Below are 14193 nucleotides of genomic sequence, written 5' to 3'. Positions count from 1 at the left end.
ATGGCCGAGAACGAAAACGGCGCGGACAAGAGCGAACAGCCCACAGAGAAACGGCTCAGTGACGCCCGCAAGAAAGGTCAGATAGCCCGTTCCAAGGAACTCAACACCCTGGTGGTGATGCTGGCCGGCGCCGGCGGCCTGATGGCGTTCGGCGCCAGCCTGGGGCTGGGCATCCTGGATGTGATGAACGGCAGCTTCAGCGTCCGCCGCGACAGCCTCTACCACACCGACAGCATGGTCCTGCTGCTGCTCACCGCCGGCGAGCATGCGCTGATGTCCTTGCTGCCGCTGCTGATCCTGCTGCTGCTGGCCTCGATCGTCGGCCCGGTGATGCTCGGCGGCTTCCTGTTCTCCACCGAATCGCTGATGCCCAAGTTCAGCCGCATGAACCCCTTGTCCGGCCTCAAGCGCATGTTCTCCAAGACGTCGCTGGTGGAGCTGTTCAAGGCGATCGGCAAGTTCCTGGTGGTGCTGGCGGTGGCGCTGGTGGTGCTCAACCTCTACCAGGACGACATCCTGGCCCTGGCCCACCAGCCGCTGGAGGCCGCCATCCTCAACACCATCCTGATCGTCGGCTGGTGCGCGCTGTGGTTGTCCCTGGGGCTGATCTTCATCGCCCTGATCGACGTGCCGTACCAGATCTGGGACCACACCCAGAAGATGATGATGACCAAGCAGGAAGTGCGCGACGAATACAAGGACAGCGAAGGCAAGCCGGAAGTGAAGTCGCGCATCCGCCAGCTGCAGCGCGAGATCTCCCAGCGCCGCATGATGGCCGAAGTGCCCAAGGCCGACGTGATCATCACCAACCCGACGCACTTCGCCGTGGCCCTCAAGTACGACGAATCCCAGGCCGGCGCGCCGCTGCTGCTGGCCAAGGGCGTCGACCAGATCGCCCTGAAGATTCGCGAGATTGGCAACGAGCACAAGGTGACCGTGGTGGAATCCCCGGCCCTGGCGCGAGCGGTGTACTACTCCACCGAACTGGAACAGGAGATTCCCGCCGGACTCTACATGGCCGTGGCCCAGGTGCTGGCCTACGTCTACCAGATCCGCCAGCACCAGGCAGGGCAGGGCAAGAAGCCCGGCCCGCTGCCCGACCTGCCCATTCCGGACGAGCTGCGCCGGGACAATTGAGGCATGACAAACCGCCGGCGGCTGGGTAACATTCCGCCCGCCGCGCAACCCGGCACCCCTCCCGAGTCCCCTTAGTTCAACGGATAGAATAAGCCCCTCCTAAGGGCTAGATGCTGGTTCGATTCCAGCAGGGGACGCCATCAGTTCTTCCGCTGACTTCCGCTCAACCGCTCTAAATCGCTGCTTTCAAGCCAAAAAGCGAATTTATGAGCTTCAGGTTTCCAGTCGCTTCCAGAAATTGATCACCGGGGCTCATAGACCAGGCGGTTCGGCTTCCTCAGAACCAACCCGCGCGTGCCGCAGTCCGATGAAAGGCTTTCGAATCAGAAGTGCAGCAGTCTCTGGCAAAACCCTGAACCTGGACTGACGCATGCGCACTGTGTCTAACACGCTTATCGAGCTGAGCCGGCGCCCCTTCGTGCGCAATGTGTTGGCCGTGGTCACCGGGACCGCCACTGCCCAGGCGATCACCATCGCCTTTGCGCCGGTGATCACCCGCCTGTACGGGCCCGAGTCATTTGGGCAGCTGGGGGCGTTCATGGCTCTCCTGAATGTTCTGGCCCCGATAGCCGCTCTCACCTATCCCATTGCGATTGTGCTCCCCAAGAAGGATGAGGACGCGCTGGCGATTGCCAAGTTGTCGGTATTGCTGGCCTTGAGCGTCACGGTGCTGGTTGCGCTCGCCTTGTTTTTCTCGGCGGAGCAACTGGCCGGGTCACTCGGCTTGCAGGCCATCGCCGATTTCCTGATGTTGATTCCCGTGGCCATGTTCTTCGCCGCCTGCATGCAGGTGGCTGAGCAATGGCTTATTCGCAAGGGCAAGTTCTCGGTCACGGCGCGTGTGGCGATCATTCAGTCACTACTGCTGAATGTGGGTAAGGCGGGCCTCGGCGTTTTCTACGCAGGGGCCGGTGTGCTGGTGGGCCTGGCCGTCGCGGGGCGCGTGCTGCATGCCGCGATGCTCGCAGCCGGGGCGGGGCTGTTCTCGGGCCGTTCAGGCGGCAGAACAACACTGACGGAGCTGTTGGGCTGCGCTCGTATCCATGCCGACTTTCCATTGTTCCGAGCGCCGCAAGTCCTGCTGAACGCGCTGTCGCAAAGTTTGCCCATCGTGCTGCTGGCCAGCCTGTTCGGACCGGCGTCGGCGGGTTTCTACACCTTGGCCAGAACCGTCATGGCGGTACCTTCCATGCTGATTGGCAAATCGGTCAGCGATGTCTTCTATCCGAAGTTCACCGAGGCCGCCCATGCGGGCAAGCCGCTTGCGGGGCTGATATACAAGGCAACGGCAGCGCTGGCTGTGGTCGGGGTCTGTCCTTTCCTGCTGGTGGTGTTGCTGGGTCCCTGGTTGTTCGCACTGGTGTTTGGCAGCGAATGGCGGGTTGCGGGGGAGTACGGCCAATGGCTGGCTTGCTGGCTGTTCTTTGGATTCATCAATCGGCCCAGTGTCGCGGCCATCGCGGCGTTGTCGTTGCAGAAATCTTTCCTGCTCTATGAGATCGCGCTCGTGGTCATTCGGGTCGTGGCGATCTATGTCGGCTTCTTCGTGTTTGAGAGCGACCGGGTTGCCGTGGCTGCCTTCAGCCTGGCAGGGGCGATCATGAACGTGCTGCTGATAAGCGCCACGATCATGGCCTGCTCCAGGAAATCCGCAGCCGGCGGACTCGTGCAAGGTGCGACGGGATGATGGGTCGACTGCTGAACAGGCTTATCGAGCATTCGCCGGATTGCATTTTCTATCGCGCCCGCTATTGGCAGCACCACGGGCGCTTATGTGATTTTCAAAATCCTCGATATTTCTCCGAAAAGATATTCCACAGGATGCGCTATCCGCACCCTGCCTATTCTTATCTGGCGGACAAGTTTGCGGTGAGGAATTATCTCGCTGCGACGGTGGGCGAGCAGTATCTGGTGCCGGTATATCTCGTTTGCGAAGACGTTTGCGCCGAAACGTTCGAAGGATTGCCAACGGCATTTGTCATGAAGGCCAATCACAGTGCTGGCCAGGTGAAAATCGTTCATTGCAAGGACCAGGAAAATCCGGAGGCGCTGGCCCGTCTGGCCAGGCATTGGCTCGCCTCGGACTTTTCGACGCGCTACCGAGAAAAGCATTACAGAGACATCAAGCCAGCGATTCTCTTTGAACAGCCGCTGCTCACCGACGGCCAACCGCCGGACGACTATAAATTCAATGTATTCAATCCGGGTGACGGGGCTGAGCCTTTTGTTTTCATACAGCATATACACGGGCGTTTGGCAAATCCCACGCAAGGCCTCTATCTGGAGGACTGGAGCGTGGCCTCGTTTCTGCGCAGGGGTAAAAATGCCAGCGCCGAACCCGTTGCCAGGCCTCCATGGCTCGAGGAAATGTTGCGTATTGCAAAGCACCTCGCGGCTCCCTTTGGCTATCTGCGGGTCGATTTCTATATTCATCAAGGGAGGGTTTACATCGGCGAGCTCACTTTCACCCCAGCCGCAGGCTCGTATCGCTTTGAACCGGCGGAATGGGATGAGTGGCTAGGCAGGCAGTTTGGATGGCCGGAAGAACCCAGGCTGCCGCCTTTGCATCAAGGGACCGCGCTCCGGGACGAGTGTTTATGTGACTGTCGAATAAAAATAAGCCCATGAAAGATCCTCTGGTTTCGATTTTGATCCCGGCATTCAATGCGGAGCGATATGTTTCCCCCTGTGTGGAAAGTGTGCTCTCGCAGGAGTATGGGCAATTGGAAGTCATCGTGGTGAACGATGGATCCAGCGACGGAACTCTGGAAGCGCTTTCCAAATATAAGGATATAAAAGTTATCACGCAGTCTAACCAGGGCGCTTGCGCTGCACGCAACCAGGCACTGGGCGCGGCAAGGGGGACGTATATAAAGTTTCTGGATGCAGACGATTTTCTGCATCCAGGCGCTATACGCTCACAAGTGGATGCGATCCAGCGGCTGAATTCAATTTCCATCGTGTATGGTGACTACAGCATCCTGCGAGAAGGCGCAGTAAAAACTGTCAGCAATGTTGTCATACAGCAAGACAGCGAGCAGTTGGCGCAGTTGGTCATGGCCAATCTCATGACGTCTACACCGCTGCATAGAAAAAACCTGCTGGATAAGGTTGGCGGATTCGATGTCAGGTTCAAGAGTGGCCAGGAATGGAATCTGCACGTCCGTCTTGCTGCCTTGGGCACCCAGTTCGTCTATCACCCCCAGGAAATATATATGCACCGTGTGCATTTCTCGGAAGATCGCATCAGTATCAAAAGGAGAAAGTCCCCCAGTCGCCTGGAATATGAAAAGCAGAAGATGCTGATGACGCTGCATTCGGTAGAGCAACATGCCTCGGCAAAAAGCCGTGCGGCGTTTGCTGCACGCCTGTGGGACATAGGCCGTGAGGCCCTGCGGGAAGGGCGGGAAGACTTGGCGAGCGAGTGTTTCGATCTGGCCAGGCAACTGTCGATAAGCGACCTGAAACTGTTCTGGCCGACCTTGTATAAAATCAATCACCGCCTGTTTGGTGTCAGGGGCGCCGAGAAACTCAGCCAGCTCACCCTGCGCTTCAAAAAAAGCCTGTTCTATTGAGCCCAGGGGGGGATGCCGGACAACTTGATATTGGACACCCAACATGATGGCCGGGGCTGGGAACATGCTGGGCGAGCTGGTTCCTTCTGAAGAACCTGCTCTTTTCACTGGGAGCGCTGCTCCCCCACTGAAACGGACGACCGGCCTGTCGCGGCGCTGCCTCGCGGCGCGACCTCCGCCATTCGTCGCGCTAGGCGCTGGGAAGTGCCCAAGGCACACTGGATGGCAGCTTTTTCCCATCCGTTGTCGTTATTGGAGCACGCATGAAATCCGCACCCAAGGTCACCGCCGTCCGCTTCACCAGTGCCGCTTATAAAGGGTCACTGATGGCCTTTCTGGGCGTGCTGTTTCTGCTCAACTCCCTGGCGCTGCTGGTTGGCGTGATGAGTTCTCTGGTGCCGGTGATCGTTCAGGGCGCATTGCTGTGGCTGATCGTCGGCAACCACCGCAAGGTTCGTCTGTTGGTGCAGGTATGGTGCGCCGTGCTGGTGATCTCCGGGCTTTACGGTGTGGTGTCCCGGCTGCTGGCGCCCGAGTTCAACGGCGTCGCGATGGGCAAGGATTTCCTGGTGGGAGTGTTTGCCGCCTACTTCCTGGTTTATGCGAGCCGGTACATCGAGGATGTCGCGCAGTAGCGCGACCAGGAGGACCGAATGAGGGGCGGTTGTCTATGCGGTGCAATCGAGTACGAAGTCGATCAGTTGGACAAGCCGATCATGCACTGCCACTGCCGAACGTGTCGCAAGGCGCATGCGGCACGGTTTGTATCGACCGCAGGAGTGAATCGTGAGCACTTTCGCTGGACGAAGGGCGAGGACGCGTTGAAGGCCTATGAGTCATCGCCTGGCAAGCTCCGGCATTTCTGCTCGAACTGTGGGACCCATCTGGTGGCCGAGCGCCCAGGTCAGGCACAGGTGATTCTCCGGGTGGCCACCCTGGATGAAGATCCCGGTCTGCGTCCGCTGGCGCATATCTGGTGCTCGCATGACGTGCCCTGGTTGCAGGATGTCGATGAGGTAGCTGTCCATGAAGCTTGGCAGCCCGGCCGTTAGCGGCGGCACCACCTGACGCCAGCGAGTTCCGCGCCGGTACCAGCGCCGGCGGTCCCGGCAGCGCCTGAACGGCTGCGGTGCTGCGCCTCGCCGGGCTGTCTTGGCATGTGTGATACGGGCTCCTAGAATCTCGCCACACATTCACTCTTCGAGGTATTGCTCCCATGCGCCATTGATGCCGCCGTCGACAGGACGGCCGTTGAACCGCCCCGTTCCTGGCATCTCCGGAGGTCGCATGACGAGTCCCTTTCTTGCGCTGGAAAGCGTTTCCCACGTTCTGCCGGACGGCAGAACGCTCTTCTCCAATCTGTGCGAACAGTTCGACGCCCGCCCGACGGGGTTGGTCGGACGCAATGGCGTGGGCAAGACCGTCCTGGCGCGCATCCTGGCCGGCCAGTTGCAGCCCAGCGCCGGGCGCTGTGTGGCTTCCGGTCGCGTGCATTATCTGGCTCAGCAGGTGGCGGCACCGGAGGCCACGGTGGCCGATCTGGTCGGTATGCGGGAAACACTGGAGGCCCTGGCGCGCATCGAGACGGGCAGTTGCGCGGCCGAGGATTTCGAGGCGGTGGGCGAGCGCTGGGATGTGCGTGAGCGATTGCGGCACGAGCTGGAGCGCAATGGCCTCGGCCATCTGGACGCTGCGACGCCCGCCACCGCGCTCAGCGGCGGCGAGGCCATGCGCGTCGCGCTGATCGGTGCGCTGCTCTCGGAGGCGGACTTCCTGATCCTCGACGAGCCCAGCAACCACCTGGATCGGCCAAACCGGCAGGCGCTGATCGGGCAGTTGCAGCGCTGGTCGCGCGGTTTGCTGGTGGTCAGCCATGACCGGGAGCTGCTGAACGCGATGCAGCACATCGTGGAGCTGTCAGCGCTAGGCCTGCGCAGCTACGGCGGCAACTACGACTTCTACGCCCAGGCCAAGGCCCGGGAGCGCCAGAGTGCAATCGAAAGCCTTGAGCAGGCCAAGACGCAGCGCCGCCGTGAGGAACAGACCTTGCGCGAACAGCGCGAACGCCAGGAACGCCGTCAGGCTCGCGGCAACCGGCAGGGCAGGGAAGCCAACCAGGCGAAGATCCTGCTGGATCGCCAGAAGGAACGCAGCGAAGCGTCGGCGGGCAAGCTGCGCCAGCAGCAGGCGGCCGCCCGAGAACAGCTTGCCCGGCGTGTGCGCGAGGCCGCGCGGCAGGTGGAGGACGAGACGGTCGTCGTGCTGCATGCCGTGCCGGTCCCCCAGGCGGCGCAACGGCGGGTGGCGGAGTTGGAAACGTTAACGCTGCCGTTCGTTGCGGCCGCCACCCGTCACATCAGCCTGACGATCACCGGACTGCAGCGGATCGGTGTGTTGGGGCCCAACGGTTGTGGCAAGTCCACGCTGCTCAAGGTACTCGCCGGGCAGCTCGAACCCCTGGCAGGAAGCTGCAAGATCGCGGCGCAGAGGGTTTATCTGGATCAGCGGCTGGCCACCCTCGACCCGCAACGCCCGGTGCTCGATCAGCTGCGTTCGGCCAACCGCGTGGCCAGCGAAAGCGCACTGCGCATGTGGCTGGCGCAGCTTGGCCTGGATGCGCAGCGGGTGACGATGCCCAGCGGGACGCTCAGCGGCGGGGAACGCCTGAAGGCGGCGTTGGCCTGCGCGCTGTACGCCGAACCGGCGGCGCAGCTGCTGCTGCTCGATGAGCCGAGCAACCATCTGGACCTGGCCTCGACGCAGGCGCTGGAAGCCATGCTGCGCGGCTACGCCGGTGCGCTGCTGGTCGTTTCCCACGATGAGGTTTTCCTGGAAGGGCTGGCGCTGACCCATCGCCTGGAAGCCACCGAGCAGGGCTGGGTGCTGGGGTTCTGGTGAAGCGGAGCAGGGGAGGTTACCGCTGCGTAAACCGCATAAGCTAGCTGCCTCCCTTTGCATCAGCGCATACGAGACCCAGCATGCACATCATCAGCGTCACCCCAAACGAAGTGGGGCTTGTGGCCCCGTTGTTCGACCTGTACCGGGTCTTCTACCGGCAGCCCAGCGATCCGGCGCTGGCCCAGGCCTTCATCGCCGAGCGGGTGGCCAACCGCGAGTCGGTAATCTTCCTCGCCCTGCAAGACGGCGAGCCCGTGGGCTTCACCCAGCTGTACCCGAGCTTCTCGTCGGTCTCGGCGCGGCGCACCTGGATTCTCAACGACCTGTACGTGGTTCCGTCCTGCCGCGGGCAGGGAGTGGGCAGCGCATTGCTGGAACGGGCCAGGGCCCATGCGCAGGCGACCGGCGCCAAGGGCCTCGGTTTGCAGACGGCAGTGGACAACCTCAACGCCCAGCGGCTGTACGAGGCGCTGGGTTATCGGCGGGAGGAGGGGTTCTACAGCTATTTTCTTGCCGTGTAAGCCGGCCAATCCGCTATGCCCCCTCCGCCCCGCGCTTGCGGAAGAACAGCGTGATCTGCCCGACTTCGACGCCGAACTTGGTCATGAACGAGCGATTGGCCAGGGTGTGTTCGTCGATCAGGTACATCCAGTCGTCCAGCTTCACGTCGTAGACGCTGTCGCCCACCGGCAGGCGCAGGGTGTAGCGCAGGCGCAGGGCGTTGCCGGCGACCTGCAGGTGGCCTTCGCCGACCACGTCGTGGGCGGTGCCGCGCCAGTGCTCGGGGCCGTCCGGGGTGAAGGTCCACACGCGGCGGTCGGTGCTGCCGTCGCTGAAGGTGAAGTCCTCTTCGAGGATCAGCTGCTCGCCGCGCGAGTAGCCGTTGATCGCCACGCTGAAACGCTTGACCACCTCGCCCGAGCGTTTCTGGAACATGCCCCAGGCGTCCACCCGGCCGGTGAAGTACTGGCGCAGGTCGAGGGGCGGGGTCTGGTCGCGGTAGTGGTCCACCTCCACGGCGCAGCCGGCCAGGGCGACGGCAAGGGACAACAGCAGGGCAAGGCGCTTGAACATGGCGGTCTCCGGTCAGGGGCGGGCGTCGCCCAGCAGGCGGGCGCGCAGTTCGGGGTTGCGGGTGCGCGGGTCGAGCCAGATGGCGAAGAACGCGCGGGCGAATTCCGGGTCGGCGATCTCGTGCTGCAGGCGTGTGCCGGCATAGAAGCGCGCGCCCTGGTCCGGCAGGTGTACGCCGATGATGCGCTCGCCGGGCTGCACATCGACGAACGCCCGCCGCATCTGCGCCTGCCAGCGCTGCAGCTGGGCGGCATTGATGGCATCGCCATTCAGGCGGCGGATTTCCTTGAGGCTGGCCTCGACCAGGTCGTCGCGCTCGATGCTGCGGTGATAGGTGAGCTCCAGGGCGAACGGCGCATCGGCGCGAAACGGCTCGGTGGGACTCCACAGCCGCGCGGTATAGATGCGGAAGCCGAACAGTCGCAGGTCGCCACCGCCGATCAGACGCGCCTCGGGCAAGGCGTCCTGCCAGCTGGCCTGTGCGGCGCCGGCGAGCAGCAGCAGGCTGAGCGCACAGGAATGGGTGATGTAGCGCAGTGCAGAGAGCGTGATCATCTTGGGAGCCCGCAGCAGTCGATACCTGTCCATAAATCTATACGAATACTTAAAAATGTACAGGTTTTGCGATGACCAGCAGGCGATGAACGGCTGTGCGCATTGACGCTGCCGTCCGGGATCACTACCCTGCCCGCCAGCTTCAGGTGCCCCCGTTTGCGGGGGTGAAACAGGGAAGCCGGTGCGCCACGCTCTGACCGTGGCAATTCCGGCGCTGCCCCCGCAACGGTAGGCGAGTCTAGAAACCGCAGTTGGCCACTGTGCTCCGGCATGGGAAGGCGCGGTATTCGGGAACCCCCACGGGTTCCGCTCGCAAGCCCGGAGACCGGCCTGGCGCATTTCCACGGCAGTGCGGCGGGCGCTGGGCTGATGGGCGTGCCCTGGCGCGCGTCCGCATCTTTCGTTCTCCGTCTGTGGTCGTCGACCTTGAGTCGTGCGGGTAGGCACGACGGAGTTCATCCCTTGATTCGCAAGCCTGTTGATCGTCCGGCCGCCGGTGTGCTGCTGGGCGTCGTTTCGCTTTACCTTTCTCTTTCCTGTGTGTCCCTGGCGCTGGCCGCCGAGCCGCTGCTGCTGGCCGAGTCGGTGGTGACCGCCACCCGCACCGAGCAGGCGACGGTAGCGATCGCCTCCAGCAGCGTCATCACCCGCGAGGACATCGAGCGCCAGCAGCCGCGCGACGTGCCGGAGCTGCTGCGCAGCCTGGCCGGCGTCAACGTGTGGAGCAACGGCGGCAGGGGCAAGGCCACCACCGTGTCGCTGCGCGGCACCCACGACAAGCACCTGCTGGTGCTGGTCGACGGCATCAAGATCGGCTCCGCCACCTCTGGCAGCGCGGCGTTGCAGAACATCCCGGTCGAGCAGATCGAGCGCATCGAAGTGGTGCGCGGCCCGCGCTCCAGCCTGTATGGCTCGGAGGCCATGGGCGGGGTGATCCAGATCTTCACCCGCCAGGCCCGGGAAGTCGGGCTCACGCCGGGTTTCGCCGTCAGCGCCGGCAGCCGCTCCACCTACCGGGGTAGCGCCGGACTGCAGGGCAGCAACGGACCGGGCTGGTTCAGCCTCGGGCTGGTGAGCGAGTCCACGGACGGCATCAACGCCCGCAGTTTCCGGCCGGCCGCGCCGGCCGCCTACGAGCCGGACGCCGACGGTTTCCGCGAACACTCGGCGTCGCTGCGTGGCGGCTACCGCTTCGCCGGTGGACTGGAGCTGGACGCCAACTGGCTGCAGAGCGAAAACCGCAGCGAGTTCGACAGCCGCAACACGCGCGGCACCTCCGGTTTCGACGCCTACAGCGAAGGCGATCTGCAGGTGCTGGGGTTGCGCGCGCGCTTCACGCCGCTGGCGGCCTGGAACGTCACCCTGCAAGGCGGGCACAGCGAGGACCGCAGCGAGAACTTCCAGGACGATCGCCTGTACTCCCGCTTCGACACCCTGCGCGACAGCCTCGCCTGGCAGAACGATATCCGCCTGGGCGCCGGTCAACTGCTCAGCCTGGGGCTGGACTACCAGCGCGACCGCATCGACACCACCAGCCGGTACGCCGAGGACTCGCGCTTCAATCGCGGGGTGTTCGCGCAGTACCAGGCGCGCTTCGGCCGCCACGGCCTGCAGGCCGCGCTGCGCCACGACCGCGACGAGTTCTTCGGCGGTCACGGCACCGGCAGCCTGGCCTGGCGCTATGCGCTCAGCGACGCGCTGAGCCTCAGCGCCTCTTACGGCACCGCCTTTCGCGCACCGACCTTCAACGATCTCTACTACCCGGCCAGCGCGTCGACCGCCGGCAACCCGGATGTGCAGCCGGAAACCTCGCAGAGCTACGAGCTGGGCCTGGAAGGCGGCCAGGCGTGGGGCGAGTGGAGCCTGCATGCCTTCGAGAACCAGATCGACGACCTGATCGAGTGGCAGGGCCGCAGCCCGATGCGCCCCACCAACATCAGCAGTGCGCGGATACGCGGACTGGAGGCCGTTGCCGGCACCGAGCTGTGGGGCTGGCGGCTGACCGGCAACCTCACCCTGCTCGACCCCCGCGACCTCAGCCCGGAGAACCGCGGCCACCTGCTGCCGCGTCGCGCCAAGCGCAGCCTGAACCTGGACCTGGAGCGCCGCTTCGGCGCCTTCGGGGTGGGCGCCGGGGTGTTTGCCAACAGCTACCGCTTCGATGCCGAGGAAAACAGCGACGACCAGCGCCTGCCCGGCTATGCGCTGGTCGATCTGCGCGCCGACTACCACCTCAGTGCCGAGTGGAAGGCGCAGGTGAAGGTCAGCAACCTGCTCGACCGCGACTACCAGACCGCCCAGACCTACGAGCAGCCGGGCCGTGCCGTGCTGTTCAGCGTGCGCTACCAGGCGCTTTGACCCCATCCCAACCTGGCCCGGGTTTGCCGGGCCTTCAATAAGGAGTAGCGAGATGCCCCATCTGTCGCCCCGTGTCCAACTCATCGTGGGCCTGGCCCTGGCCGCCTTGCTGGCCATGACCCGCGGTCATCACTTCGCCAGCGTGGAAAGCCTGCCCAGCGCCTCCTGGGCGGTGTTCTTCCTGGCTGGTGTGTTCGTGCGTTCGCGCTGGGCGTTCCCGGCGCTGTTTCTCGAAGCAGTGGCGCTGGACTTCGGCGCCCTGTGGAGCGGCGCGGTAAGCGACTGGTGCCTCTCGCCGGCCTACTGGATGCTGGTGCCGGCCTACGGCGCGCTGTGGTTCGGCGGCCGGCTGTTCGCCAGCCGCGCGCAGCGGGGCGTGCGGCAACTGCTGTGGCTGGTGCTGTGTGTGGCCGGTAGCGCCCTGGTCGCCCATCTGGTTTCCAGCGGCGGCTTCTACTACTTCTCCGGTCGCTACCCTGAACCGACCTTCGCCGGGCTGATCGAGCGCCTGACGATCTACTACCCGCGCTACCTGTCCACCCTGGCGATGTACGTCAGCTTCGCGGCGGTGTTCTACGTGGCGCTGTCCACCGGCATGCGCGGTGTGGCGCGGCGGGCCGCATGATGGGCGAGTCCGCCGAACGCGATGCCCGCCACCAGGCGCGCATGCAGCGCAAGAAGGCAGTGGTCGACGAGAAGATCGCCGCCGCCCGCGACGAGTGCGGCCTGCTGCTGGTGCACACCGGCAACGGCAAGGGCAAGAGCAGCTCGGCCTTCGGCATGGTCGCCCGCGCCCTGGGTCACGGGCTGAAGGTCGGCGTGGTGCAGTTCATCAAGGGGGCGGCGAGTACCGGCGAGGAGGCGTTCTTCCGGCGCTTCCCCGAACAGGTGCGCTACCACGTGATGGGCGAGGGTTTCACCTGGGAAACCCAGGACCGCCCGCGCGACATCGTTCGGGCCGCTGAGGCCTGGGCGGTGGCCCGCGCGTTGCTGGCCGATCCGGACATCGCCCTGGTGGTGCTCGATGAGCTGAACATCGCCCTCAAGTACGGCTACCTGGAACTGGACGCGGTGCTGGCCGACATCCAGGCGCGACCCGCGATGCAGCACGTGGTGGCCACCGGGCGCGGCGCGCCGCCGGGGCTGGTCGAGGCCGCCGACACGGTGACCGAGATGGCGCTGGTCAAGCACGCCTTCCAGGCCGGGGTGAAGGCGCAGAAGGGGATCGAGTTTTGAATGCCCGTCGCTGCCCGGCCCTGCTGATCGCCGCCCCCGCCTCGGGGCAAGGCAAGACCACCGTCACCGCCGCGCTGGCGCGCCTGCATCGTCGCGCCGGCCGCCGCGTACGGGTGTTCAAGTGCGGGCCGGATTTCCTCGACCCGATGATCCACGAGCGCGCCAGCGGCGCGCCGGTCTACCAGCTCGACCTGTGGATGGTCGGCGAAGCGGAGTCGCGGCGTCTGCTCTGGGAGGCGGCCGGCGAGGCCGATCTGATCCTCATCGAGGGGGTGATGGGCCTGTTCGACGGCGCGCCCTCGGCCGCCGACCTGGCGCGGCGTTTCGGCGTGCCGGTGCTGGCGGTGATCGATGGCAGCGCCATGGCGCAGACCTTCGGCGCGCTGGCCCACGGCCTGGCCAGCTTCCAGCCGGACCTGCCGTTCGCCGGGGTGCTGGCCAACCGGATCGGCAGCCCGCGCCACGCCGAGATCCTGCGCGACAGCCTGCCGGCCGGGCTCACCTGGTACGGCGCGCTGCCGCGCAGTGCCGCGCTGGAGCTGCCCAGCCGCCACCTCGGGCTGGTGCAGGCGGCGGAGCTGGCCGATCTGGACCAGCGCCTGGACGCCGCTGCCGAGGCCATCGCCGCCACCGCCGGGGCGCAATTGCCCGCGCCGGTGGTGTTCGCCGCCCCGGTCACGCAGGCGCTGGAGCCCCTGCTGGCCGGGGTGCGTATCGGCGTGGCACGCGACGCCGCCTTCGGCTTCCTCTACCAGGCGAACCTCGATCTGCTGCGCGCGCTGGGCGCCGAGCTGGCGTTTTTCTCGCCGCTGGCTGACGCCACGCTGCCGGCGGTGGACAGCCTGTACCTGCCGGGCGGCTACCCCGAACTGCACCTGGCGCAACTGGCCGGCAACCCCGGCATGCTGGACGCCATCCGCGCCCACCACGCGGCCGGCAAGCCGATCCTCGCCGAGTGCGGCGGCATGCTCTACCTGCTCGAACGGCTGACCGACCGGCACGGCGCCAGCGCCAGGCTGGCCGGCCTGCTACCGGGCCAGGCGATCCTGCAGCCGAAACTGGTGGCACTGGCCCTGCAGGCGGCGGCGCTGCCGGAGGGCACCTTGCGCGGGCACACCTTCCATCACTCCGTGCTGGATTGCGCGCTGGCGCCGCTGGCGCGCGGCGAGTGCCCGAACTACCGGCGCACCGCCGAGGCGGTCTATCGCCTCGGCCGGCTGACCGCGTCCTACATCCACTTCTACCTGCCGTCCGACCCGCAGGCGGCAGCCGGGTTGCTGCGGCCATGAGCCTGCTGCTCGGCGCGCTGGCCGGGGTGGCGCTGGATGCCCGCTTCGGCGAGGTGCGGCGCTGGCATCCG

At 65.1% G+C, this 14193-nt stretch carries 14 protein-coding genes, 1 tRNA gene and 1 riboswitch; of the genes, 13 read left to right on the top strand and 2 right to left on the bottom strand.

Annotation, left to right across the window (positions count from 1 at the left end; translation table 11 throughout):
• From flhB to AS93_RS0112080, 9 genes are all read left to right on the top strand, one after another.
• Positions 1–1137, top strand: coding sequence for a flagellar biosynthesis protein FlhB (gene flhB / locus AS93_RS0112120; protein ID WP_027590860.1), 1137 nt, complete (start codon positions 1–3; stop codon positions 1135–1137).
• Between the two features lie 65 nt (positions 1138–1202).
• Positions 1203–1277 (top strand) — tRNA-Arg (locus AS93_RS0112115).
• 230 nt (positions 1278–1507) lie between these two features.
• Positions 1508–2824 carry an oligosaccharide flippase family protein gene (locus AS93_RS0112110; RefSeq protein ID WP_037009134.1) on the top strand — a complete coding sequence of 439 codons (1317 nt, stop codon included), beginning with the start codon at positions 1508–1510 and terminating at the stop codon, positions 2822–2824.
• Positions 2821–3765 (top strand): ATP-grasp fold amidoligase family protein, encoded by a 945-nt coding sequence (locus tag AS93_RS19300; RefSeq protein WP_051587465.1) that lies wholly within the window; start codon positions 2821–2823, stop codon positions 3763–3765. Before AS93_RS0112110 ends, AS93_RS19300 begins: the two co-directional genes overlap by 4 nt.
• Positions 3762–4712, top strand: a complete 951-nt coding sequence (locus AS93_RS19295) for a glycosyltransferase family A protein (protein WP_081798294.1) — start codon at positions 3762–3764, stop codon at positions 4710–4712. The genes AS93_RS19300 and AS93_RS19295 overlap by 4 nt, the downstream gene beginning before the upstream one ends.
• Positions 4713–4975: 263 nt before the next feature.
• Positions 4976–5347 (top strand): hypothetical protein, encoded by a 372-nt coding sequence (locus AS93_RS0112095; RefSeq protein ID WP_027590858.1) that lies wholly within the window; start codon positions 4976–4978, stop codon positions 5345–5347.
• An 18-nt stretch (positions 5348–5365) separates the two neighbouring features.
• The gene (locus tag AS93_RS20340) at positions 5366–5764 is read left to right on the top strand and encodes a GFA family protein (RefSeq protein ID WP_081798293.1); all 399 of its coding nucleotides are present in this window, start codon (positions 5366–5368) and stop codon (positions 5762–5764) included.
• 235 nt (positions 5765–5999) lie between these two features.
• Positions 6000–7610: an ABC-F family ATP-binding cassette domain-containing protein gene (locus AS93_RS0112085; protein WP_027590856.1), complete on the top strand. Its 1611-nt coding sequence runs from the start codon at positions 6000–6002 to the stop codon at positions 7608–7610.
• A gap of 80 nt (positions 7611–7690) precedes the next feature.
• Entirely contained in the window at positions 7691–8131 is a 441-nt protein-coding gene (locus tag AS93_RS0112080; protein ID WP_027590855.1) for a GNAT family N-acetyltransferase, read from the top strand.
• A 13-nt stretch (positions 8132–8144) separates the two neighbouring features.
• Here the strand turns inward: AS93_RS0112080 and AS93_RS0112075 are convergent, their stop codons facing one another.
• Both AS93_RS0112075 and AS93_RS0112070 read right to left on the bottom strand, forming a co-directional pair.
• The gene (locus tag AS93_RS0112075; RefSeq protein WP_027590854.1) at positions 8145–8684 is read right to left on the bottom strand and encodes a DUF3833 domain-containing protein; all 540 of its coding nucleotides are present in this window, start codon (positions 8682–8684) and stop codon (positions 8145–8147) included.
• 12 nt (positions 8685–8696) lie between these two features.
• On the bottom strand, positions 8697–9239 hold the full coding sequence (locus AS93_RS0112070; RefSeq protein ID WP_051587463.1) for a chalcone isomerase family protein: 543 nt from the start codon (positions 9237–9239) through the stop codon (positions 8697–8699).
• A 127-nt stretch (positions 9240–9366) separates the two neighbouring features.
• Positions 9367–9588: riboswitch (cobalamin riboswitch) on the top strand.
• Between the two features lie 113 nt (positions 9589–9701).
• Between AS93_RS0112070 and btuB the strand changes: the two genes are divergently transcribed.
• From btuB to AS93_RS0112050, 4 genes are read left to right on the top strand one after another with little or no spacing between them, the layout of a single operon-like run.
• Complete coding sequence (btuB, locus tag AS93_RS0112065) at positions 9702–11597, top strand: TonB-dependent vitamin B12 receptor (protein ID WP_027590852.1); 1896 nt, start codon at positions 9702–9704, stop codon at positions 11595–11597.
• 52 nt (positions 11598–11649) lie between these two features.
• Positions 11650–12222 (top strand): hypothetical protein, encoded by a 573-nt coding sequence (locus AS93_RS0112060; RefSeq protein WP_027590851.1) that lies wholly within the window; start codon positions 11650–11652, stop codon positions 12220–12222.
• The gene (gene cobO, locus AS93_RS0112055) at positions 12222–12833 is read left to right on the top strand and encodes a cob(I)yrinic acid a,c-diamide adenosyltransferase (protein WP_027590850.1); all 612 of its coding nucleotides are present in this window, start codon (positions 12222–12224) and stop codon (positions 12831–12833) included. The genes AS93_RS0112060 and cobO overlap by 1 nt, the downstream gene beginning before the upstream one ends.
• A complete protein-coding gene (locus AS93_RS0112050) occupies positions 12830–14122 on the top strand; it encodes a cobyrinate a,c-diamide synthase (RefSeq protein ID WP_027590849.1) in 1293 nt (430 codons plus the stop codon). The genes cobO and AS93_RS0112050 overlap by 4 nt, the downstream gene beginning before the upstream one ends.
• Positions 14123–14193 lie beyond the last annotated feature (71 nt).

The sequence above is a fragment of the Pseudomonas sp. RL genome, from assembly GCF_000647775.1.
Classification (GTDB): domain Bacteria; phylum Pseudomonadota; class Gammaproteobacteria; order Pseudomonadales; family Pseudomonadaceae; genus Serpens; species Serpens flexibilis.
The sequence above is the reverse complement of the archived record's forward strand: the minus strand, read 5'-3'. Positions and strand labels throughout refer to the sequence as shown.